Origin of the sequence: Pseudoalteromonas galatheae, from assembly GCF_005886105.2 — a bacterium.
GTDB classification, from domain to species: domain Bacteria; phylum Pseudomonadota; class Gammaproteobacteria; order Enterobacterales; family Alteromonadaceae; genus Pseudoalteromonas; species Pseudoalteromonas galatheae.
Genome location: NZ_PNCO02000001.1, coordinates 1,855,881 through 1,876,481, shown reverse-complemented (window position 1 = coordinate 1,876,481; position 20,601 = coordinate 1,855,881). Strand labels below are relative to the sequence as shown.

Below are 20,601 nucleotides of genomic sequence, written 5' to 3'. Positions count from 1 at the left end.
GACTTAAATGGCACAAGTAGGATTTATTGGCTTAGGTAACATGGGTGGTCCAATGGCGATTAACCTGTTAAAGGCTGGCCACCAAGTATGTGTATTCGATTTGAACCCAGAGGTTGTTGCGACGCTTGAAGCTAGTGGTGCAACGAAAGCGACGGTTGTGAGCGATGTATGTCGCGAAGCCGATTATGTGATCAGTATGCTGCCTGCAGGCAAGCATGTTCGAGCTGTGTATACAGGCGATGATGGGTTAATTAATTATTTGTCTAAAAACACACAAGTAATTGATTGCTCGACCATCGATGCTGAATCTGCTCAGTTTGTTGGCAACAAGTTGGCAGAGTCGGGTATTTCATTTGTCGATGCGCCTGTGTCTGGCGGTGTTGCAGGTGCAGCGGCCGGTACCTTAACTTTTATTGTCGGCGGTAATAAAGCAGACTTTGAACGTGCCCATGTGGTACTGACCAATATGGGTAAGAACATTTTTCATGCTGGAGATATTGGTGCAGGGCAAGTCGCTAAGATATGTAACAATATGCTGTTATCAATACTTATGGCGGGCACAAGTGAAGCGCTGCAAATGGGTGTAGATCATGGCTTAGATCCTAAAGTATTGAGCGAAATTATGCTAAACAGCTCTGGTCGTAACTGGACGCTAGAGCTATACAACCCATGTCCTGATGTACTAGAAAATGTGCCTTCTTCGAACGGTTATAAGCCGGGCTTTATGGTTGATTTAATGGCTAAAGATCTTGGCCTTGCGATGCAATCTGCGCAGCAAACAAATTCTGCGACGCCCATGGGGGCGCTTGCAAAGAATTTGTATAACTTGATGCAAAATCAAGGCAAAGGCAGTGAAGACTTTAGTGCGATTTTTAAGCTTTATTCAGAGAAATAGGACACTATGGATATTAACAATAAAACAGTTGTGATCACTGGTGGTGCGCAAGGCTTAGGTCTTGCCATGGCGACTGAAATGGCAAAGCATGGGGCAAAACTTGCCCTGATTGATATGCAAGAAGACGTTTTAGCAGAAGCGAAGCACGAACTTGCTCAATTCGGCACACAAGTTAACACGTATGTCGCTAATGTTAGTCAAGAATCAGACGTCGAAAATGTGTTTAATGCCATCGTAAATGACTTCGGCGATATTTCGGTATTGATAAATAATGCAGGTATTTTGCGTGACGGTTTGCTACTCAAAGCAAAAGATGGGCAAGTCATCGACAAAATGTCGCTATCGCAATTTCAATCCGTTATTGATGTCAACCTCACAGGTGTTTTCCTGTGTGGCCGCGAAGCTGCTGTCAAAATGGTAGAAGCAGGTAATGGTGGCGTGATCATTAATATGTCTAGCGTTGCACGCGCTGGTAATATGGGACAAACCAATTATTCAGCAGCAAAGTCAGGTGTCGTTGCGATGACTACCAGCTGGGCTAAAGAATTAGGTCGTTTTGGTATTCGCGTGGGCGCAATTGCACCGGGTGTTATCCGTACAAAAATGACCGATGCAATGAAGCCTGAAGCCAAAGAGCGCCTAGTGAAAATGAAGCCGGTAGGGCGTCTTGGTGAAGCGCAAGAAATTGCCCATACAGCAAAATATATCATTGAAAATGATTTCTTTACGGGACGTGTCGTTGAGATTGACGGCGGCATTCGCTTGTAATGAAAAAAATAGGCTTGGTTTTACAATATGTAGTCCAAGTTCCTACTTGAGTGTGTGAAGCGGCAATGCAAATTGCCGCTTTTTTATTTAAAAGACCCTAAATGCTTGAGGAGAAGCACTTGAAGTTATCTGGAATACATCACGTCGCTGTTATTTGTTCTGACTACCAAAGATCAAAAGTGTTTTATACCGAAGTACTTGGTTTGCATGTACTCTGTGAAAACTATCGAAAAGATAGAGCGTCCTATAAATTAGATCTTGCATTGCCTGATGGGAGTCAGATTGAGTTGTTTTCTTTTCCAAACCCTCCAAAACGACCATCACATCCAGAAGCGCAAGGGCTGAGACATTTGGCATTTAGCGTATCAGATATGGATGCTTGTATTGCACACCTCGTGCAAAATCAAGTTGCTGTAGAGCCTGTTCGAATAGATGAATATACAGGCAAACGATTTACCTTTTTCAGCGATCCTGATGGCTTACCGCTAGAGCTTTATGAGCAATGTTAAGATGATAACTACTCTAAAAGGGCTAAATTATGTATGAGATGTTAGTGGCGATGGAAATTCATAACAGTGAGCGGTATGCCAAATATCGTGAAGCGATGAAGCCTATTTTAAGACAATATGGTGGTGGATTTAGTAACGATTTTCATATTGCAGCAACCCTGCAAACTGAGGGGCAGTGTCAAGCTAATAGACTTTTTACCATATATTTTCCTGATCAAGCTTCAATGGAGTCCTTCTTCAGTGATACTGAATATGTACAGGTAAAAGCGCGATACTTTGAAGATAGCGTCAGTGGATTTGATATTTTGGCGAGCTACACTAGATAAAGCTCAAATAAGGAGCAAAATTGGGTAAAGTTTACTTTATGTAGGTCGATAATGTTTAATAACTCCGCGGTAAATTGAATTTGTAACAAGGATATAGGTTATGAATATAAGGTCACAATATCAAATAAATAACGGTAGTTTTATAAATTCAACTTCGTCAGAAAAACTACATGAAAAAGTAACAGAGGTCGCAGCAAATAGGGGCGATGATGATCCCAATCAGTTACTTAGTTCAGACAATGAATTAACTATTGATTTTTCCTACACACAATCACCAGTCACATACAGTAAAGAATTTTTTCTCAACCTAGACCTCAGTATGATTGGGCTTAAGCGCTATGGGATTCATCGAGAGCATATGGGAACGGATGAAAATGGCCATATTTATAAAGATACCTATGGTGATTTTGAAGGAAGAGAGAAAATTGACGAATTTCTAGCTATTTTCGATCGCTTAGACGAAGAACAAAAAATAAAGTTTTCCCACTTTAAACCAACAGAAGCACTTCTTGACGTTGCTAACAGGTTAACTGATGAGGAGCTTGGTCAGCTCACCGACTTTATTGTCGAGTCGTTGTCCATCAACTTGCTTGATCAAAAAAAGGATGATTATTCTACCAAGCTGATAAATAAGCTTAGCAATATGTCAGATGAGGCATTACAAGATACGGTGAAGACCATGTCGAAGCTGATGGAGCAAGCTAACAATAAAGTGTTCGCGGAGCCAAATTTACCTGCTTATCTGCTTGATAAAGACGGCCATGCTGATTTCGATTTAAATGTAAGAGGTTTAGGCTTTTTTGAAGATGTAAATGCGTATGGTGACATGAACAACCAATTATTAAATGACTATGCAAAATTTGTCATTGATAACAAATTTTCAGACGGTGATCTTTTAGATCTGAACGCGCATTTAGCAAATTCTGATTTTGATACGAGTCGTGGCATGCTCGATATGGCAACCTTGGTTAAGGCAAATGACCGAACTACTTTTATAGAAATGTTAAACGAAGTGGATACGCGTGAGCCGGATAACCTGTTTGCAAGATTGAGTAAACTGAATTACGAAAATGAGAATACAGAGTACTTTAGAACTGACAATAGAGACTACGTTAAATTTAAGGGCGCACCAGCTGACGATAACGAAAAAAGTAGGTTATACAATCAGCTGATAAAAGCCTATGAAAATCAGGGGCTTGGTTGGATGAATGATGTCATGGAGCAATCCAAAGACGCGCCTGTTAGAACCCAGCTAACTATGTGGCTATCCATTTTAGAAGATGTTGAAGAAAATCCTGATACTTTTAAGCGCTCGGACTCAGTCGAGACCTGGATGGAGCGTAATTTAGCTGGAATTGTAAATGACTACTATCAAGGCATAAAAGAAAAGGTATTTGCGCATAATGAGGAGCTAGATAATTTTCTCGATATGAGCATGCTTGAATTGCTCGAGCTAGATGAAGTTGAAGAATCAGAGTCTGATGTTCAAGCTCCACGCACTCAATAGAATGTCTATCACTTTGCAAAAATTGTTCTACACTTAGCTAATATCAGAACAAGTTAAGTATTTCAAAAGCTTGCTATAACTCGTAGTGAAATCACAGCGTCGCAGGCTAAAATTAGGAGCGTTTAATGCGCGGCGTGATATTTAGAGGTTTAGAAGAATTAGTTGTAGAAGCGATCGGCATGCAAGCTTGGGATGAGCTACTCGAAGCACATGCCCCTGAGGGGAGGGTTTATGTTTCTCCTACATCCTATCCTGATGCAGAGTTGTTTGCGTTAGCACAAGGTGTTGCTGATAAGTTGGAAAAACCATTAACAGATGTATTGGCCATTTTTGGACAGTCACTTTTTGGATTTTTGGCGGAAAAGCATAAAGGTATCTCATCAAAATTTACATCATTTGAAGAACTAGTTTTATCTATCGATAGTGTGATACATATGGAGGTAAAAAAGCTTTATAACGAACCTAACTTACCTTCTATTTCCGCAATGGTAAAAGACGATAAAACCATAGTGCTAGAATATTGCTCAAGTCGTAAGTTATGTTTCTGTGCGGAAGGCCTACTTCATGGCGCTGCTCAGTTTTATAGCCGAAAGTTGAAAATTGAACATCCGCAGTGTATGCACAAGGGTTCAAGCCACTGCATACTTATTCTTCATTTGGATTAGTTGATGTCTGAAGATACCGATTATAAAAAGGCGTACTTAAGAGAGCGCCGTGCACGTGATGAAGTTGAGTCCTTACTGGAAGAGAAAACGCGTGCCTTATATTTGGCTAACCAAACGCTTGAACGTCAACTAGAACAGCTTAAGAATCAACAAGCGGTATTAATAAACAATGAGCGAATGGCTACATTAGGGACATTGTCAGCAGGTGTAGCACACGAATTAAATAACCCATTGGCATATGTGGCGGGTAACCTAGAGTCACTTAATTTTTATATCTCGCCGATATTACAGTTGCTTGAGACTGTTAAATTACTTGAACAGAATGATTTGAGAGGTGGTGAATTAGAAACTCGCCTCGTCGATATATATTTGAAACAACGCCTTGACGAAATTGCAGATGATCTACCTGAGCTCATTCATGATACATTGCATGGCTGTGAACGAATTAAAGCCATAGTAAACGATTTAATGAATTTCTCCCGCTCAAATAATGACAGCTTTAGTAGTGCTTCGTTAAAAAAGATAATTGAAGACACGCTTCGTTTACTTCATGGCCAACTTAAGGGATACGAGCTAACCGTAGCGATTGAAGATGTCCCAAATATCTCTTGCAAAGAGGGGGCGTTAAAGCAAGCTATCATCAACCTGTTAGTGAATGCGAAGTATGCAGTGGACATGAGCCACAAGTCGCACAAATCAATCGAAGTGTTGCTAGCACTAGGTAAAGATCAAGATATTATCTTAAGCATTAGCGACAATGGAGTTGGTATTGACGCAGATGTGCTCCCTAGGCTTTTCGATCCGTTCTTTACGACCAAACCTGTAGGCGAGGGGACGGGCATGGGGCTTGCCGTTACTCAAGCAATTGTGAAAGAGCATAAAGGAAAAATCGAGGTCCATAGCCAAGAAGGCGTAGGTAGCCAGTTCACTATATCTTTTCCTCTAGAGTAGTGAGGATCTTGAATATGTTCCCATTTTATAATACGGTGATTTAATAGATTCGACGCGTTCTCAAACCTTTTCATCTGAGTGTTCGAAACTCATCTTTTATACTAAAACGTAATAGGGAAATTATGGCGATTGAACTGAAAGTACCCGTGTTGCCTGAGTTAATAGACACTGCAAAAATTACAAAACTCTACGTATCCGAAGGAAATCAAGTTGCGAAGGATCAGATCTTATGTGATATCGAAACTGCCAAGGTCCTGTTGGAGCTGCGCGCTCCCGATGCAAGTCATGTAAGCAAAATTGTGGTGAATGAGGGAGATATTTTGGAAGCTGATGCACTTATCATGTCAATCACTCCAGATGCAAAATTAAACCACTTGGTTGCACCTAAACTGAAGAGTACTCATCAGTTACTCAGTAATGAAGACATCACCGCCGAGCATGAGTTCAAAGGTAAAGGCAATATTGATGTGCAGATTGATGCATTACCTGACTTTGTAGATAGTGCGACAATTATTGAAATCTATGTCAAAGAAGGAGATGAGGTTGTTTGTGGCGATAAACTTTGTGATGTTTATACCGATAAGGCTGTTCTTGAAGTAAGTGCTCCCCACGATGGTGTAGTATGCGACTTTGTCAAAAAGCTTGAACAAACAGTTACACCTGACGAAACAATTGTCACTTTGTATCACCCCGAGTATGTCGCGTCTGAGCTCGAGCCTGAGCTACCAGAGGATAATATTGATGCTTTGATGGCTCAAGTGCTGTTAGACCCAGTTTTGGACAATGAACCCTCTACACTGGTTGAACTCAATGCATCCTCTCATCAGGCTACATGCGATAATTTAGAAGCTCAGGAAGACGTAGCGGAAGTCGAAGCAACCGATAGCACGGTTATTGATACGGACCTTAAAAATGAATCTCCCCCTCTTAGTACTCAAACTGGCGATAGCTATGTTGATTTAACAAATGACCGTGTTAGTCCAGCTTCAACGGTTTTACGATCAGAGCCTGCAGTGATTGACCATGTAAAAGAAGATTGTAGCAAAGACAGTCAAGAAGAAGATGCTAGCTCTGGCAAAGTATTTACGTTGGAAGACGTAGCGGAAGTCGAAGCAACCGATAGCGCGGTTATTGATACGGACCTTAAAAATGAATCTCCCTCTCTTGGAGCTCATACTGACAATAGTTATGTCGATTTATCAAATCGACATAATGGTGTTAGCTCGGTTTATCAATCAGAGTCTGCTATTACTGAGCCTATAGCAGAGAAGTACAACGAAAGTGAAGCTGTAAGCCCTAGTTTTGGAGGGGTGTTTGCGGTGGCTGCCGGCATAATATCTATTATGTTAGTTGGTTACTTTTTACTGGTTTAGTATTGCTGACGTAGTATCAAGAAGTCGTTCGACTAAAAAGGAGTTTTTTAATGAGTTATAACGTCGTGGCGTATCAAGTTGACGCAGAAGAATTAAAAGCAGTGTGGGGAAATAAAGATCAGCAATTTTTGGATAGGTTTTTATCCAAATATCGAGATGAAATTGCAGGGCAAGAAGAGCTGGATGTTAAGGGATATACCGCTTGCATGGCGAATATTATAAATGGAACGAGTACAGATGAGGACGACGAAGATAACTTTATTTATGGCTATTTATACGAAATGCTGTGCCAAGAATTTGGTGAGATGGTTCGCCATGATGATTTTCTAGATATAATGGAAGATGTGACGCCATCTAATCATAAAGCATTTATTCCTATTCCCAAAAACGATGACTGGCCTGAATTCTACAGCGTCCCTCTTGAAGAGTTAGAGCAGGGTCGACAGGTCTTTCTTGGCAGTGACGAACCATACACTAAAGAAACTTCCTATATAGAAACGGTAAACTTCATTTTCGATACAGCAGTTCAAAACCACAAAGCTTTGGTTTTCTTTGGTTATTGATTTGCGGTTTCAATCTACCGATTAAAATCTTGACAATAAATACGACGCTATTTGGAGCTGGTCATTTAAATGTGACAGAAAATGTCGCACCACCCATATAATTTTGACATGTAACATCTAATGTGGCGTGATGTAAATCGACTACCTCTTTTACAATAGCGAGACCGAGGCCACTGCCAGTCATTGACGACTGCTCTTTACGCCAAAAACGCTCGAAGATTTTTTCATAATTTTGGATATCGATCCCAGGGCCGCTATCCATAACTTCGATACATTTTCCAGAGGCCTTTACTTTAATCTGAGCTTGCTCAGTACTGTGGCGTAGGGCATTTTCGATGAGGTTTTTTATCATGATATGGATGGAGGACTGATCGCCTGTAATTACTTCTCCAGTATCATCAATTTCCAGTTCTAGCTGTTTATCCATGGTGACAGATAACGGCGCCAGCATCATACAGGCTTCTTTTGCTAACGGTACAATACTGAGTGAATGCCTTTCGTAAGCGTTAAGGCTCTGTGCACGAGACAGGTCTAACAATTGCTGTACAACACGTGTCATATAACTTACATCCGCCAAAATACCAGAGTGGGTGTGTTTATCTAACTGGGCGAGTTCAACACGGGTATTGAGAATTGCAAGCGGGGTTTTTAACTCATGGGCTGCGTTAGCAACAAATCGCTTTTGTTCATCAAAACCTGTTTCGACTCTTGCCATCGCTTGATTCAACGAATGCACAATGGGAACGATTTCAACAGGGAGACCTTGCTCACTTAGCCTAAAATTAAGCTGTTCAGGTCTAATCCGTTGGAGTTGTTCTGCAACGCTTTTCACGGGTCGGACAATAGAGCGAATAGACAGATATCCAACAACCATAAATACTAAAAATGCTGCGCTAATGATAAAAATAGAGACTTGACTCAGAGCGGGCATAACCGCTTCGTTGGCAAGCTCACCAATCAGATCATTTCTGCCCAAATCGATATTGACAGAAGTATTATCGATGTTAGCGTGAAGACGGTAACGGTCTATGCCACTAAGATGCGAATATCCGACAGGGATGTCTTTAGTAGCAATCAATGCTTGCAAGGCTGCAGAGCTACTCTCATTGGCTGTGGACTGCAGCAAGACGGCACCAGTTTGGGCGTGTGTGACTCTAAATACTAGGTTGTTGTATAAAGCATCGTAACCCCATTTCTCAGCTACAACATCAGATTGATATATTAATTTATTGTTCTTATCAAAGTAGAGTTGCTCTTGAATATCTTCACTCATACCAACCATACTTTCTTCAACAGCCATATTGGCAAAGTTGGTTGAAAAAAGGTACAAGGCAAACCCAATCAAGCTGAATACAGCAGATCCAATTATAAAAAAATGCAGAAATATCTTTTTCGCGAGAGAAAGTTGCTTCATGTCAAAATATATCCTATACCGCGCAGTGTTTTGATCGTTGTTTGTGCATTGGACGATTCTAGTTTTTTGCGGATCCTGTGCACTGCAACTTGGATTGCATTATCCGTTACTTCGAAACCCATGGCATAGATAGCATCGTAAAGTGCATCTTTGCCCACGGTTAAACCTGCATTTCGGATCATATATTCTAAAATGGCAACTTCCGTTTTCCCCATCGCTAAATTTTCACAGCCAACGGTGACACGACGTGCCTTTGTGTCAACAGCAAGATTGTTATGTGTTAATAGATTTCCGGTGTAGGTACTCGGGCGACGCAGCAATGCTCGCAGTCTTGCCTTAAGCTCGTCAATCGCGAAGGGTTTATTCAGGTAGTCATCCGCACCCAAATCAAGTCCTTTGATGCGATCATCGACACTGCCACGCGCGGTGAGGATTAAAATTGGTAATGCATTTTGTTGTTTTCGAATTAAGCGAATAACCTCTAAACCATCTTTATCTGGCAAGCCTAAATCTAGTATGAGGGCATCATACTGCCAGCTTTGTATTAACTGTTCATTTTGTGCAGCAGTTGCAGCAATATCAGCGGCGTGACCATCTTGAGTAATTGCTTGCTGTATAAATGTCGCAAGCTGCTGATTGTCTTCAGTGATTAGCACTCTCATTGAATCAATATTTCCATATTTTCTGTTTCTAGTAGTGGTTTTTGAAAACGTTTACTTGATAGTAAAAACTTCAGTATAAGCGGCAATATCAGCATCGTAAGCAAAGTTGAAGTCAGCAAACCTCCAATTACTGTAAAGGCGAATGGTGGCCACAAAGGGCTTGCACTGGAAGTTAGCGGCAACATGCCAACTATGGTTGTTAATGTAGTTACTATAACAGGACGAAGACGCGTTTGTACCGATAAACAAATTGCCTGCGATAGCTCTGTGCCTTGATTTAAATACTCTAGTGTATGCTCAATCAGCAAAATTGCGCTGTTCACCACAATACCCATAAGCGCTAGTACACCTAATATTGACATAAAGCCAAAGGGTACTCCGACGATAGATAACATAGCCGGCGCTCCTACAACGCCGAGGGGAATAGTAAACATCACCAATATTGCTAAACGATATGAATTAAATTGCAACATTAATGCCCCAAATAACAATGCGACTCCAAATGGAAGTGTTTGTAGTAAAGCGCCATTAGCCTGTTCTGATTCTTTCAATTCCCCACCAAACATTAACGTTACATGATGTTGTTGCGCGATTGTTAGCAACGCCGGTTGTAGCGCTTCGAGGATTTCTTCTTCGTCACTTCCCATAGCGACATCCGCTTTTATAGACATTACAAACTTGCCATCGCGCCTTTCAATAAATGGTGGTGTGCCAATAACCTCGGCATTCAACACCGCAAATAGGGGGATGCTTAATTGGTTGGGTAGCATGATTTGAGTATTTAAAATATCAGTACTACTTTGATTAGAAGTAGTGTCAACAATCATCAAATCTATCGGTTCGAAATTATAATCAAGCGTTGTTACTTTTAGTCCAGAGCTACGCCATGCGATATATTCGGCAATATCGCTACGTGCTAAACCCAAGGCTGATAAGGTAAGTTGCTGGGCTTCTAAGTTAATGGTAGGAGCGCCAAACTATAATTACGATATGGGGAGGTGATTTTAGGTTGCTGTCTGAGGTGCATAAGCATAGCTTCAGCGCTTGCGAATAGAGCATTACGGTCATTGCCACTCAACCTCAACTCAATCGGGCTCTCAATAGGAGGACCTTGCCCGAGCTCACGGGCGTTGATTAAGATCTCAGGAAATTGCTTGTTTAAATAACCATCGATGAAGCGTGAAAATTCAGGCGGGTTAACATCATCCTGCAGCGTTAATACAACTCGAGCAATATGGGATTCATTTGGTTTTTGTGCAAGGTTATAGTAGAACCTTGGACCTGAAAAGCCGCTAAATACCATCGCTTCGCTGACTGCAGGATACTGAAGGGCATACTCGGCGATTTGATTTGCTGTCTTGGTTGTAGCTTCTATGTGGCTAGCTAACGGCAATTGGACGTCAATATAAATCTGATTGCGGTTAGCATTTGGGAAGAACTTGCCGTTGGCATTAGGTAGCGAAAGTAAAGTGCATAGTATGGCAGTAGCGGCCACAATCGTGTATACGGGATGTTGTAATGTTTTATGAGCTAGCTGATAGCCAAATGTTGAAAGCTTCTGAGTAACGGTTTCCTGCCACATTTCTAGCCAAGGGATGGAAATAGGGAAATAAACAAACAGTACAGGAAGCAGTAGTAGTGCTGCAACATAACTCAATAAGATGCAGATGATAACGAGCACTGGAATAGTAGCAATGAAATCAGCGACACTGCCTTTTGCCAACAGCATGGGAACGAAGGCTGCGATAGTAGTCATTGTTGCCGCGGCAAGCGGTTTTTTCAATTCGTTCACAGAGTGCGCCAAGGAAGATCTCATCGTAAACCCTTTGCTGCGTAAATAGCTCAAGCGTTCAGCTACGATAATGCAATTATCAACCATCAAGCCTAATGAGAGTACCAAGCCGGCAATGGTCATTTGGTGAATAACGCCATCGAAAGTAATAAATAACGCAAGTGAAGAAAACACGATAGCGGGTACGGTTAAACTGATAACAATCGCACTTTGTACCGAAAGGAATAGTAATAAAACAACGCAAATAACGATACAGCTTTGAATTAGAGAATTTACTAATCCTTCACGGCGTTTTTGAGACCAGTCGGGCTGGAAAATCTCAATTTTAATGGGAGCATCTGTAAATCGTGCATTAATGTCGGCAATAGCTTGTTTGATAGTATCCCCTGCGTTAGCGATATTATGTTTGTTGGGCGGTAGAGATAATGCAATACCGATGACTCGTTGACCATTTTGCCAAAATTGCTCGCTTGAAGTTGGGGCAGTCCGGTAGCCAATATCAGCGATAGTGCTGAGTGGGATTTTTGACCCGTCAGGCGTTGTTATTTGTACGTCTTTTAATTGAGCGTCGTTACGCAGGTGATTGACAGGCAATAGCGATAGCGCACTTAGATTTTGCGACAATACGCCAAGGCTATCTTGCTGATTGGCATCCCGTAGCTGTTTTGCAATCTCTGCTGGCGAGAGGCCAAAAGCGAGCATTCGCTCTTGAGAATAGAAAATAGCCAATTCAAGCCCGGGGTCGCCTACTAGCGAGGCACTTCTCACAACGTCGAGATACTCAAGCTCATCACGTACTTCGAGGGCGAGCTTCCTATCTGCTGTTAATCCTTTTCCCGTGCGCACGGTTAAGACTATCCCTTGAGTATCTTGTGCTCGATCTACTACATAGAATTGGCTATCAGCTAAGCTTGCACCCAGTGGTGCTACTTCATCTTTGATGCGTTGCCAAACTAAAGCGGTATTATACACTTGCTCTTTAAGCTCGATATCGATAACGGCACTTCCTGTTTTTATCCGTGCGTGTATGGTATTAATCTCATCAATTTTTGCTAAACGTCGCTCAAGTGGCTTAACAACGACATCATTGAGTTGAGTGACACTAGCACTTGGATTTACAATTTGAATAAAGCCATTTCGATAGAGGAAGCTGGGGTCCTCCTGACTTTTTGCTTTAAACCAGCCTACAATACCTGTGAATACAAGCAGCAGATTTAGCCCGAGTACTAGACGTGGAGTGAGATAATTAGATGGGAGAAGCTTATCCATAAACTTCCTCCTGTAACCTATTGATAGGTCTGCCAGTAATGCTTGTAAATAAGCGCTGCTGAAGTCGGTTAAATACAAAGTGCGAGAATAGGACTAATAAGCTTCTACTTTTGTTCATGAGACTCACCTTCCAATAGCGCCAAGTTAAAATTTAACTTGGCCTCCGATGTGATGAGCACGTTTTTACCCATCAGTTTTGGTGCTGTGACTATGACTTGGTTATCATCATTGTCAAAAATAGTCACATCGCGTCTTTGGACCTTGGGTTCAGTAACCAGCACATAGGCTTGCCCCAAGGCATCATAGTGGATTGCGTTGCTTGGCACTTTATAGAGTGGTGTATTGGTGATAGGGAGCTCAAGACGACTATGCAGGCCAACTAGTTCAGAGTCACTCACTTCCAAATCGACGATAAGTTTAAAAAGCTTACCAACGGCATTAGAGGGTAAACCTTTCTCTATAATTTTACCGCTTAGACTTTTGCTTGGCGAAGGAATGGCTATGCGAACGGTTTGGTTAAGTTGTAAAGCAATAAATTCTTGTTCAGGGAGCTGAAATTCAGCCTTTAGCGTAGATAATGTCTGGAGTTGGAAAATTGGCTGTCCCGCAGAGACGACATCACCTGAACGAGCGTAAATATTGGTGACGATACCTTCCTTTCGAGCGAATATTTTGTTCTCATTCAGTGCATTTTTTGCCTCTTCAACCTGAGCTTGTGTTGCTTGGACTTGCTGGGTTGCAATATTAAACGCAAGCCTTGCGGACTCAAGCGCAGAATTTGCTATAAGCTTCTCCGTAAAGAGCTTTTTAGCTCGCTCGAAATCAAGCTGTGTCTTTTGCTCTGTACGTTTAGAACTGACTAGTAACGCTTGTTTTTCACGCAGTTGGGCGCTAAGTCTTGGAGAATAGAGTGACGCTAGCACGTCTCCTTTTTTAACTAATTGACCTGAGTAGGTATATAAAGACTCAATTCTCCCTTGTGATAGTGAAGCAACATAGACAACATCACTACCTGTGATACGACTATAAAAATGCTTCGTCGGAATAGTTGTAGCTAACTCTACAGGTACTGAAATAAGCGTCGTTGAGCGTTTTTCTGCAGTAGTCTCTAGGTTTGAAGGATCACTGCAGCCCTGAAGCGTTAAGGTGATCGTTATTATTGCTAGTCTAAAAAACATACACATACCCAAGCAAAACTTGTACGTTACCAGAGGCATCGATAAGGGGAGAATCTTTTATTTCATCACCGTAACTGGTGTAACTAACATCAGCTTTAAGCATATGATGTTTACCAAAATACCAATCGCTTTGAATACCGACTTCGAGTGCAGTGCTGGATTCACCAAGGTAATAGGGTCGAGAACTTAATGCTTCGTTTACTCTGACACCATAGTAATAATCAACAAGGTCTTCACTTTGAAAGTTCGCAGCGATATACGGGTATACTCTGCCGTCAGCAAATCTAAATGGTACACCATAGCTTACGCTGGCTTCATAGCCTTTGTGTGTACTACTCACGTCATGCATGAACTCGAATCCAAATTCACCAAAGCTAGTATCATATTCTGCATCAAATCCAGCATCGAAACTCATATCTCTGTCTTCCATGCCAGTAAAGAACTTGCTATCAGCTGCCTCGAATCCATCTAACCGTAATTGAGCACCCACACTGATTTCAAATTGTTCGGCTTGATATAGTTTATAGGTTGCTCTTGGCCCTAGTAGGTTGAAGTCGCCATATTGTATGGCGATGGCCGGTACAAACTCTGTTTCATTTCCAATATCTATATAACCTTGGTCCTGAGCAATAATAACGCCGCCGATCCCCCATTTTAGCGCTTCTGATTGGGGTTGCTGTTCAGCAAACGCTGACGAACAACAAAAGAATGAAAAAGAAGTAGTGATCGTTAATAGTAATCTAGCCATAGTCAGTATTCCTTGAGTTTAAGTAATCATGTTGATGTGGCTAGAATAGAAAAAGAAACTTTCTCGAAACTTACAGCTCAGTAATTAATCATATAAACGCAAAGTTCCTTAGTTCTTATTGCCGTGATGACTGCAAAAGCTTAGTATCAGGTAACTTCGCAAGCGTTTGAGTGCTTGGTGTATAAGAATCAAAACCGATTTGCTGAATAATTTGCTATATAACGCATCGCGAAAATAACGATAGAGTAAAATGCTATTCGGTAATCTAAAAAGAAGAAAAGGGTGAACAATGAGTGAAGAACAAAACCGACCGCAGCAAGAGGCGTTAACACCAGAACAACAACACCAAAGGTCAATACAATGGCAACGTAGTTGCGTGCAAGCTGCACAAAAACATCTTGCGGATAAAGGGGTGTTACCGCAAAGTATTCTTGAAAAAGAGTGTCGCTATATTGAGCCAATGGTTGCACTTTGGAAAATTAAAGGTCAAAACGGCAAGAAGTATTGGGTTATCACAGGTAACTTACCGACGGACCATATTGAGGCATCTGCCGCAGCGACACCGCGTGAAGCTTTGCGTTACTTTTCGTTCCACTGGCAAATGAAAGCGGAAGAGATCATTTCTGCAAAACCAGTAGACAAGACACAAGCCCAGTTTGCTAATCTCTTAGTGAATCGAGCTCACGGATTATACGAGCTTTTCTCTAAAGATGAGCTTTGGGCTAATGAAGCATCGTAAATGGGTCGGTTTTAAGTGATTGAATAGGGCATTTCAAGCGCTGTCTCGGAATGCCTGCTTCCATGAATACATGCCCGTGTGCAGAAAACCCTGACTGTAAAAATTCAGGCACCTCATCCAAAATACATTGAATAAAGACGGTCTCAAAGCCTTTGTCTTTTGCGATATCGACAAGTCCCCCGATCAATGAAGCATAGGCAGCACGATTACGGTGAGATTTGAATATAGCAATGCGACTTAATAGTCCGTCTTCACAAAGTCTCCCTGTGCCCACGGGTCCATCCAAATCATCAATAATGATTAAGTGCTCGGCAGTTATATCTTGCTGATCAAACTCAACTTCTTTGGGAATATGAAGTTCATACACAAATACGCGCTCGCGTATTGCCTTAAGCTCCAATTTTTTGGTTTGCCAATTCACTCTTCTGATCTTGTAACTCATACTGCCCCCATCTACAGATTGCACCTGCATTCCCTGTTTAGCGACAAGCTAGAGCTTGCGAAAGCCCTGAATCACAAAGCTTTCGCGGCATATTGTTATTTTTGTGAACGCGACTATCTTGTTCTAACAGGCACTACTCCCAGCCCTCATCAAAGTCAGCATCGGCTGGATCGCTGTCTTCAATGAAGTAGGTCCCATCATTTATCAGTTTAGTTAACGTTTGTTTAAATTCCAAACTATTTAATGCAGGAATTATTGCATTAAACTCGAACACAACTTGATCGGTTAGCTGCTTTACGGCATCTAAACAATGATGGTCTAATTCATAGTTTTCACCATTAACACTGAACAAAATATGATCGTCAACGATTTGGTAAATGGCACGTACCCCACCTGCGCGATAAATCAATGGGTTTTCTCTGGCAATTTCAAAAAGCGCTTGGGAGTCAATAGCGGGGTCTAATGGCGCTAGATCCATTTCATGTTTTGGTTCGCTGAGTGTTTTTCCAAGCCATTGGCTGTATAGCGCCTTATCTTCAATTAAAGCGCTGAGAAGAGACTTAATTTGCTGTTGGTCGTCGCAGGTCACTTCGCCTATAGACGCTCTGAGTTGTAATTCTGGGTCGCTAAAACGGCGTTTTCCAGCTTCCACATCAATGATGTGGTCAGCAAAGCTAGAAAGCAAATCTTTTTGATCAGGCGCTCTAAAACCAACCGAATAGTTTAAAGCATCTTCAACCGCGTAACCTTCGTGAGGACAAGCTGGTGGAATATATAAGATATCACCGGGTTCAAGAACCGCATCAATAACTGCTTCGAATTGCTCTACTTGTAGTAAACTCTTATTGCGTGCAAATTGCTTTAGGCCATTATCGCGTTCACCAACTCTCCAGTGACGTTTACCTTGCCCTTGAATTATAAAGACATCATATTGATCTAGGTGTGGACCGACACCGCCACCAGGAGTCGAAAAGCTAACCATCAAATCGTCTATGCGCCAATTTGGTATGAATCTAAATGCTTCTATTAACTCCGCGGCTTGTGGGTGCCAGTGATCAACGGCTTGAACCAATAGCGTGCTGTTACTATCGGTGAGTAAATCAAATTGTTCAAAAGGGCCGTGATGGGCTTCCCAGTTATCATTATGATTAGTAACAATTCGAGATTCTATGCATTCTTCAGTTGCAAGGCCGGCAAGTTCTTCTGGCTCAATTGGGTCTTCAAAGTCTCGGAATCCTTGTTTGATGAGTAATGGCTTTTTTTGCCAATACTGGGCAAGAAATTGTTCGAAGGTAAGGTCATTAATTTGCAGTTGATACATAGGGAAATTCCAGTAATAAAAAAGCGAAAGAGTGCACTCTTTCGCTTATTCTATACCAAGTAGTAAAAAGCTGGTGTCGCTTTATACTTAGTTTAGTTCTTCAATGAACGCTTCAGCACGACCGATATAGTTTGCTGGCGTCATTTCTTTCATTTGTGCTTTTACTTCATTTGGCAAGTCTAAGTTATCGATGAACTCAGCCATGATTTCTTTGTTTACGCGTTTACCACGAGTAAGATCTTTTAGCTTTTCATATGGCTTTTCGATACCGTACTTACGCATTACCGTTTGGATTGGCTCTGCTAGTAGTTCCCAGTTATCATCTAGCTCAGCAAGTAAACGCTCAGCATTAACTTCTAACTTGCTGACACCTTTAAGCGTAGCTTGATACGCGATAAGCGCATAACCCATACCAACACCTAAATTACGTAAAACGGTTGAGTCAGTTAGGTCACGTTGCCAGCGTGAAACAGGTAGCTTTTGTGCAAGATGGGCAAAGATAGCGTTAGCAATGCCAAGGTTACCTTCAGAGTTTTCAAAGTCGATAGGGTTAACTTTGTGAGGCATTGTTGAAGAACCAATCTCACCAGCAATGGTTTTTTGCTTGAAGTGGTTTAGCGCGATATAACCCCAAACGTCACGGTCAAAATCAATTAAGATAGTATTGAAGCGTGCAATCGCATCAAATAGCTCAGCGATATAGTCATGCGGTTCGATTTGCGTTGTGAATGGGTTCCAAGTCAAACCTAGGCTTGATACAAAACGTTCACTGTGTGCATGCCAATCGTAATCTGGATAAGCGCTTAGGTGAGCATTATAGTTGCCAACGGCACCATTGATTTTACCAAGCATTTGTACGTTAGCGATTTGCTGACGTTGACGTTGCAGGCGAACATACACGTTTGCAAACTCTTTACCCATGGTTGATGGTGAAGCAGGTTGGCCGTGTGTACGAGTCATCATTGGAATTGACTTATACTCAATCGCTTTGTCTTTGATTGCGCTCAGTAGCTCGTCACAGTATGGCAGTAATACCGTGTCACGCGCTTCGGTGAGCATTAGGCCATGAGAAAGGTTATTGATGTCCTCAGAGGTACATGCAAAATGAATAAATTCATTGACTGCGTTTAGCTCGGCATTGTCAGCTACTTTTTCTTTAAGAAGGTATTCTACAGCTTTAACGTCGTGGTTAGTGGTGCGCTCAATCTCTTTTACGCGTGCTGCGTCTGCTTCGCTGAAGTTTTCAACAATGCTGTCAAGAAGTGCGTTGGCTTCATCGCTGAAAGCAGGTACTTCTGTAATGGCGTCACTGCTCGCTAGCGCTTGTAGCCAACGAACTTCTACGATGACGCGGTATTTGATCAAGCCAAATTCACTGAAGATGCTTCTCAGTTCTTTGGTCTTGCTACCATAGCGACCATCCACTGGAGAGATAGCGGTTAACGCTGAAAGCTCCATAATAACTCCTAACTATTTGTTTTTGAACGATACTTAGATAGTGGCATTAGAACCACTACGAATTTTATACCAACTTGATTAATTAAGTGATCTACTTTTAGGCGATAAAATCTAGTTGATAACACCGCTTCCGCATCCTGCTCACGCCAAAGTACCTGCATCCATGTAGGCAAGGCGAAAATTTTTTATTTAGTGTTCTAAATAAAAAGTTTTTAACGCTGTTAGCGTCAGATTTGCTCCTTCAAATTGAGCAAGTATTAAGACAAATTGGTATTACATATAACTTTTTGCAGCAGTAATGATTTTCTTTTTCGCAAAAAAGAATTGACGACGTTTACCGCCGAGCTGACGCCACAAAACTGCACTACGGATCCCGGCAAGTAATAGCGCCCGAATTTTTTGTTGTGTTGTTGTTTGTTTTAACAATTCAGGCTTACCGAATACTTGGATCTTAGGGCCAAGAGGGCTGATAACTTGACCGTAAATGTCGGCAAGTGCTGCAACAACTTGGCTTTCACAGATATCAAAGTGTAATAACTGGCGCTCAACTTGCTGAATTTTTTGCGCCAATAAATCAAGAGATTTACTATCGTTACTTAGCACCCGCTCTAATTGCATCATCGCGCCAACATATTTAACCATTTCAACGTCTTTTTCGCCGCCTGCCGAAAGTTGTTCGATCAGCGTTCGGCAGCCTGTTTTGATGGCAAATTTGTCTGGGTAAACGTCCTCAGGACGTTCAGGAGAAGTGTTAATAATGCTTTTTAAAAAGCCCTCAACTTCATTCTCGTTGAAGGTGCCGTAACGCGCACATTTTTGTACCAGTTTACTGATCTGACACATTGCCGCCAGAGGCATTACGTATTGGTTTTGCATTATTTAATCACCGACTCGATAATACCGCCGCCAAGGCACACATCATTTGCGTAGAATACCGCAGATTGTCCAGGAGTTACGGCTTTTTGTGGTTCATCGAATAGCACGCGTGCCATACCATCTTGGCCAACTAATAACGTACAAGGGATGTCGGTTTGGCGATAACGTGTTTTTACCGTGCAGCGAGTTGTGCCTTGTGGACCTACGCGGTCAACCCAATGTAGCTGATTTGCGTTTAGACCATTGCTGAATAGGCGAGGGTGGTTTTTACCTTGACCAACAACCAGTACATTACGTTCGATATCTTTATCTACCACATACCAAGGTTCACCGTTGCCTTCTTTAGAGCCACCAATTAAAAGGCCCTTACGTTGACCGAGCGTGTGGTACATCAAGCCTTCATGTTCACCAACATGATTACCTTCACAATCTTCAATCACACCAGGCTGTGCGGGTAAAAACTTGGCAAGGAAGTCTTTAAATTTGCGCTCACCGATAAAGCAGATCCCGGTTGAATCCTTCTTATCATGCGTGATTAAGCCTTGTTCCTCTGCGATTTTACGCACCTCTGGCTTTTCAATTTCACCTACAGGGAAGAGTGTTTGCGCAATATGTTCATGGCTTAATGTGTAAAGGAAGTAGCTTTGATCTTTGTTCTCGTCATCTCCACGAAGCATAACGAATTTACCGTCACGCTCCGCTCGACGAACATAGTGGCCAGTTGCGATATAGTCCGCGCCTAACGCTTCTGCTGCAAACTGTAAAAAAGCTTTAAATTTGATTTCTTTGTTGCACATGATGTCTGGGTTTGGTGTACGGCCAGCCTTGTATTCTTCAAGGAAGTGTTCAAACACATTGTCCCAGTATTCAGCAGCAAAGTTTACGGTGTGTAGCTCAATACCTAGCTTATCACACACTGCCTGAGCATCTTTCAGATCTTCAGCTGCTGCACAATACTCATCATTGTCATCTTCTTCCCAGTTCTTCATAAACAAGCCTTCTACGTGGTAGCCTTGTTGTTTTAAAAGGTAGGCAGATACAGAAGAATCTACACCGCCGGACATTCCGACAATGACTTTAATGTGACTATTATCGCTCATAATTTCGCTATTAATCTTAATGCTCAGATAGAAAGCGCTTATTAT

The 20,601-nt window shown here is 41.9% G+C and carries 21 protein-coding genes; 10 read left to right on the top strand and 11 right to left on the bottom strand.

Annotation, left to right across the window (positions count from 1 at the left end; genetic code table 11):
• Positions 1–7 precede the first annotated feature (7 nt).
• The 9 genes from mmsB to CWC29_RS08160 all read left to right on the top strand — a co-directional run bounded on the left by mmsB (position 8) and on the right by CWC29_RS08160 (position 7,557).
• Positions 8–895 carry a 3-hydroxyisobutyrate dehydrogenase gene (gene mmsB / locus CWC29_RS08200; RefSeq protein WP_128726001.1) on the top strand — a complete coding sequence of 296 codons (888 nt, stop codon included), beginning with the start codon at positions 8–10 and terminating at the stop codon, positions 893–895.
• 6 nt (positions 896–901) lie between these two features.
• Complete coding sequence (locus tag CWC29_RS08195; RefSeq protein ID WP_010604931.1) at positions 902–1,663, top strand: SDR family oxidoreductase; 762 nt, start codon at positions 902–904, stop codon at positions 1,661–1,663.
• Between the two features lie 119 nt (positions 1,664–1,782).
• The gene (gloA2, locus tag CWC29_RS08190; protein WP_138523080.1) at positions 1,783–2,172 is read left to right on the top strand and encodes an SMU1112c/YaeR family gloxylase I-like metalloprotein; all 390 of its coding nucleotides are present in this window, start codon (positions 1,783–1,785) and stop codon (positions 2,170–2,172) included.
• A 29-nt stretch (positions 2,173–2,201) separates the two neighbouring features.
• Positions 2,202–2,498 carry a DUF1330 domain-containing protein gene (locus tag CWC29_RS08185; protein WP_138523078.1) on the top strand — a complete coding sequence of 99 codons (297 nt, stop codon included), beginning with the start codon at positions 2,202–2,204 and terminating at the stop codon, positions 2,496–2,498.
• A 100-nt stretch (positions 2,499–2,598) separates the two neighbouring features.
• A complete protein-coding gene (locus CWC29_RS08180) occupies positions 2,599–4,005 on the top strand; it encodes a hypothetical protein (RefSeq protein WP_138523076.1) in 1,407 nt (468 codons plus the stop codon).
• A 125-nt stretch (positions 4,006–4,130) separates the two neighbouring features.
• Positions 4,131–4,670: a heme NO-binding domain-containing protein gene (locus CWC29_RS08175; protein ID WP_128726004.1), complete on the top strand. Its 540-nt coding sequence runs from the start codon at positions 4,131–4,133 to the stop codon at positions 4,668–4,670.
• Positions 4,671–4,673: 3 nt separating this feature from the next.
• Positions 4,674–5,621, top strand: coding sequence for a sensor histidine kinase (locus tag CWC29_RS08170; protein WP_128726005.1), 948 nt, complete (start codon positions 4,674–4,676; stop codon positions 5,619–5,621).
• Between the two features lie 122 nt (positions 5,622–5,743).
• On the top strand, positions 5,744–6,994 hold the full coding sequence (locus tag CWC29_RS08165; RefSeq protein WP_138523074.1) for a biotin/lipoyl-containing protein: 1,251 nt from the start codon (positions 5,744–5,746) through the stop codon (positions 6,992–6,994).
• Positions 6,995–7,044: 50 nt separating this feature from the next.
• Positions 7,045–7,557 (top strand): DUF7691 family protein, encoded by a 513-nt coding sequence (locus tag CWC29_RS08160; RefSeq protein ID WP_138523072.1) that lies wholly within the window; start codon positions 7,045–7,047, stop codon positions 7,555–7,557.
• Between the two features lie 61 nt (positions 7,558–7,618).
• Here CWC29_RS08160 and CWC29_RS08155 read toward each other — a convergent pair whose 3' ends face one another.
• The 6 genes from CWC29_RS08155 to CWC29_RS08130 form a co-directional block, all read right to left on the bottom strand.
• Positions 7,619–8,971, bottom strand: a complete 1,353-nt coding sequence (locus CWC29_RS08155) for a sensor histidine kinase (RefSeq protein ID WP_138523070.1) — start codon at positions 8,969–8,971, stop codon at positions 7,619–7,621.
• Entirely contained in the window at positions 8,968–9,633 is a 666-nt protein-coding gene (locus CWC29_RS08150) for a response regulator (protein WP_138523068.1), read from the bottom strand. The genes CWC29_RS08155 and CWC29_RS08150 overlap by 4 nt, the downstream gene beginning before the upstream one ends.
• Entirely contained in the window at positions 9,630–10,559 is a 930-nt protein-coding gene (locus CWC29_RS23975; RefSeq protein WP_209319113.1) for an efflux RND transporter permease subunit, read from the bottom strand. The genes CWC29_RS08150 and CWC29_RS23975 overlap by 4 nt, the downstream gene beginning before the upstream one ends.
• Positions 10,560–10,585: 26 nt before the next feature.
• Entirely contained in the window at positions 10,586–12,694 is a 2,109-nt protein-coding gene (locus CWC29_RS08140) for an efflux RND transporter permease subunit (protein WP_138523064.1), read from the bottom strand.
• A gap of 104 nt (positions 12,695–12,798) precedes the next feature.
• On the bottom strand, positions 12,799–13,872 hold the full coding sequence (locus CWC29_RS08135) for an efflux RND transporter periplasmic adaptor subunit (RefSeq protein ID WP_167815419.1): 1,074 nt from the start codon (positions 13,870–13,872) through the stop codon (positions 12,799–12,801).
• Entirely contained in the window at positions 13,862–14,620 is a 759-nt protein-coding gene (locus CWC29_RS08130; RefSeq protein ID WP_138523060.1) for a MipA/OmpV family protein, read from the bottom strand. Before CWC29_RS08130 ends, CWC29_RS08135 begins: the two co-directional genes overlap by 11 nt.
• Before the next feature lie 289 nt (positions 14,621–14,909).
• Here CWC29_RS08130 and CWC29_RS08125 point away from each other — a divergent pair, with 289 nt between their 5' ends.
• Complete coding sequence (locus tag CWC29_RS08125; protein ID WP_128726012.1) at positions 14,910–15,359, top strand: DUF4826 family protein; 450 nt, start codon at positions 14,910–14,912, stop codon at positions 15,357–15,359.
• On the opposite strand, the gene CWC29_RS08120 is transcribed toward CWC29_RS08125, so the two are convergent.
• The 5 genes from CWC29_RS08120 to mnmA form a co-directional block, all read right to left on the bottom strand.
• A complete protein-coding gene (locus tag CWC29_RS08120) occupies positions 15,343–15,801 on the bottom strand; it encodes a GNAT family N-acetyltransferase (protein WP_128726013.1) in 459 nt (152 codons plus the stop codon). The two genes, CWC29_RS08125 and CWC29_RS08120, sit on opposite strands and share 17 nt — an antisense overlap.
• A gap of 133 nt (positions 15,802–15,934) precedes the next feature.
• Positions 15,935–17,122 (bottom strand): ribosomal protein uL16 3-hydroxylase, encoded by a 1,188-nt coding sequence (locus tag CWC29_RS08115; RefSeq protein ID WP_138523058.1) that lies wholly within the window; start codon positions 17,120–17,122, stop codon positions 15,935–15,937.
• Between the two features lie 87 nt (positions 17,123–17,209).
• On the bottom strand, positions 17,210–18,580 hold the full coding sequence (purB, locus tag CWC29_RS08110; RefSeq protein ID WP_128726015.1) for an adenylosuccinate lyase: 1,371 nt from the start codon (positions 18,578–18,580) through the stop codon (positions 17,210–17,212).
• A gap of 273 nt (positions 18,581–18,853) precedes the next feature.
• Complete coding sequence (gene hflD / locus CWC29_RS08105; protein WP_128726016.1) at positions 18,854–19,456, bottom strand: high frequency lysogenization protein HflD; 603 nt, start codon at positions 19,454–19,456, stop codon at positions 18,854–18,856.
• Positions 19,456–20,556: a tRNA 2-thiouridine(34) synthase MnmA gene (gene mnmA, locus CWC29_RS08100; protein WP_138523056.1), complete on the bottom strand. Its 1,101-nt coding sequence runs from the start codon at positions 20,554–20,556 to the stop codon at positions 19,456–19,458. Before mnmA ends, hflD begins: the two co-directional genes overlap by 1 nt.
• Between the last annotated feature and the right edge of the window lie 45 nt (positions 20,557–20,601).

Excerpts from the sequence above, each read along its gene's own strand:
- mmsB (WP_128726001.1), top strand. The coding sequence starts at position 8 with ATGGCACAAGTAGGATTTATTGGCTTAGGTAACATGGGTGGTCCAATG.
- CWC29_RS08195 (WP_010604931.1), top strand. The coding sequence starts at position 902 with ATGGATATTAACAATAAAACAGTTGTGATCACTGGTGGTGCGCAAGGC.
- CWC29_RS08185 (WP_138523078.1), top strand. The coding sequence starts at position 2,202 with ATGTATGAGATGTTAGTGGCGATGGAAATTCATAACAGTGAGCGGTAT.
- CWC29_RS08180 (WP_138523076.1), top strand. The coding sequence starts at position 2,599 with ATGAATATAAGGTCACAATATCAAATAAATAACGGTAGTTTTATAAAT.
- CWC29_RS08175 (WP_128726004.1), top strand. The coding sequence starts at position 4,131 with ATGCGCGGCGTGATATTTAGAGGTTTAGAAGAATTAGTTGTAGAAGCG.
- CWC29_RS08170 (WP_128726005.1), top strand. The coding sequence starts at position 4,674 with ATGTCTGAAGATACCGATTATAAAAAGGCGTACTTAAGAGAGCGCCGT.
- CWC29_RS08165 (WP_138523074.1), top strand. The coding sequence starts at position 5,744 with ATGGCGATTGAACTGAAAGTACCCGTGTTGCCTGAGTTAATAGACACT.
- CWC29_RS08160 (WP_138523072.1), top strand. The coding sequence starts at position 7,045 with ATGAGTTATAACGTCGTGGCGTATCAAGTTGACGCAGAAGAATTAAAA.
- CWC29_RS08155 (WP_138523070.1), bottom strand. The coding sequence starts at position 8,971 with ATGAAGCAACTTTCTCTCGCGAAAAAGATATTTCTGCATTTTTTTATA.
- CWC29_RS08150 (WP_138523068.1), bottom strand. The coding sequence starts at position 9,633 with ATGAGAGTGCTAATCACTGAAGACAATCAGCAGCTTGCGACATTTATA.
- CWC29_RS08140 (WP_138523064.1), bottom strand. The coding sequence starts at position 12,694 with ATGGATAAGCTTCTCCCATCTAATTATCTCACTCCACGTCTAGTACTC.
- CWC29_RS08135 (WP_167815419.1), bottom strand. The coding sequence starts at position 13,872 with ATGTTTTTTAGACTAGCAATAATAACGATCACCTTAACGCTTCAGGGC.
- CWC29_RS08130 (WP_138523060.1), bottom strand. The coding sequence starts at position 14,620 with ATGGCTAGATTACTATTAACGATCACTACTTCTTTTTCATTCTTTTGT.
- CWC29_RS08125 (WP_128726012.1), top strand. The coding sequence starts at position 14,910 with ATGAGTGAAGAACAAAACCGACCGCAGCAAGAGGCGTTAACACCAGAA.
- CWC29_RS08120 (WP_128726013.1), bottom strand. The coding sequence starts at position 15,801 with ATGAGTTACAAGATCAGAAGAGTGAATTGGCAAACCAAAAAATTGGAG.
- CWC29_RS08115 (WP_138523058.1), bottom strand. The coding sequence starts at position 17,122 with ATGTATCAACTGCAAATTAATGACCTTACCTTCGAACAATTTCTTGCC.
- purB (WP_128726015.1), bottom strand. The coding sequence starts at position 18,580 with ATGGAGCTTTCAGCGTTAACCGCTATCTCTCCAGTGGATGGTCGCTAT.
- hflD (WP_128726016.1), bottom strand. The coding sequence starts at position 19,456 with ATGCAAAACCAATACGTAATGCCTCTGGCGGCAATGTGTCAGATCAGT.
- mnmA (WP_138523056.1), bottom strand. The coding sequence starts at position 20,556 with ATGAGCGATAATAGTCACATTAAAGTCATTGTCGGAATGTCCGGCGGT.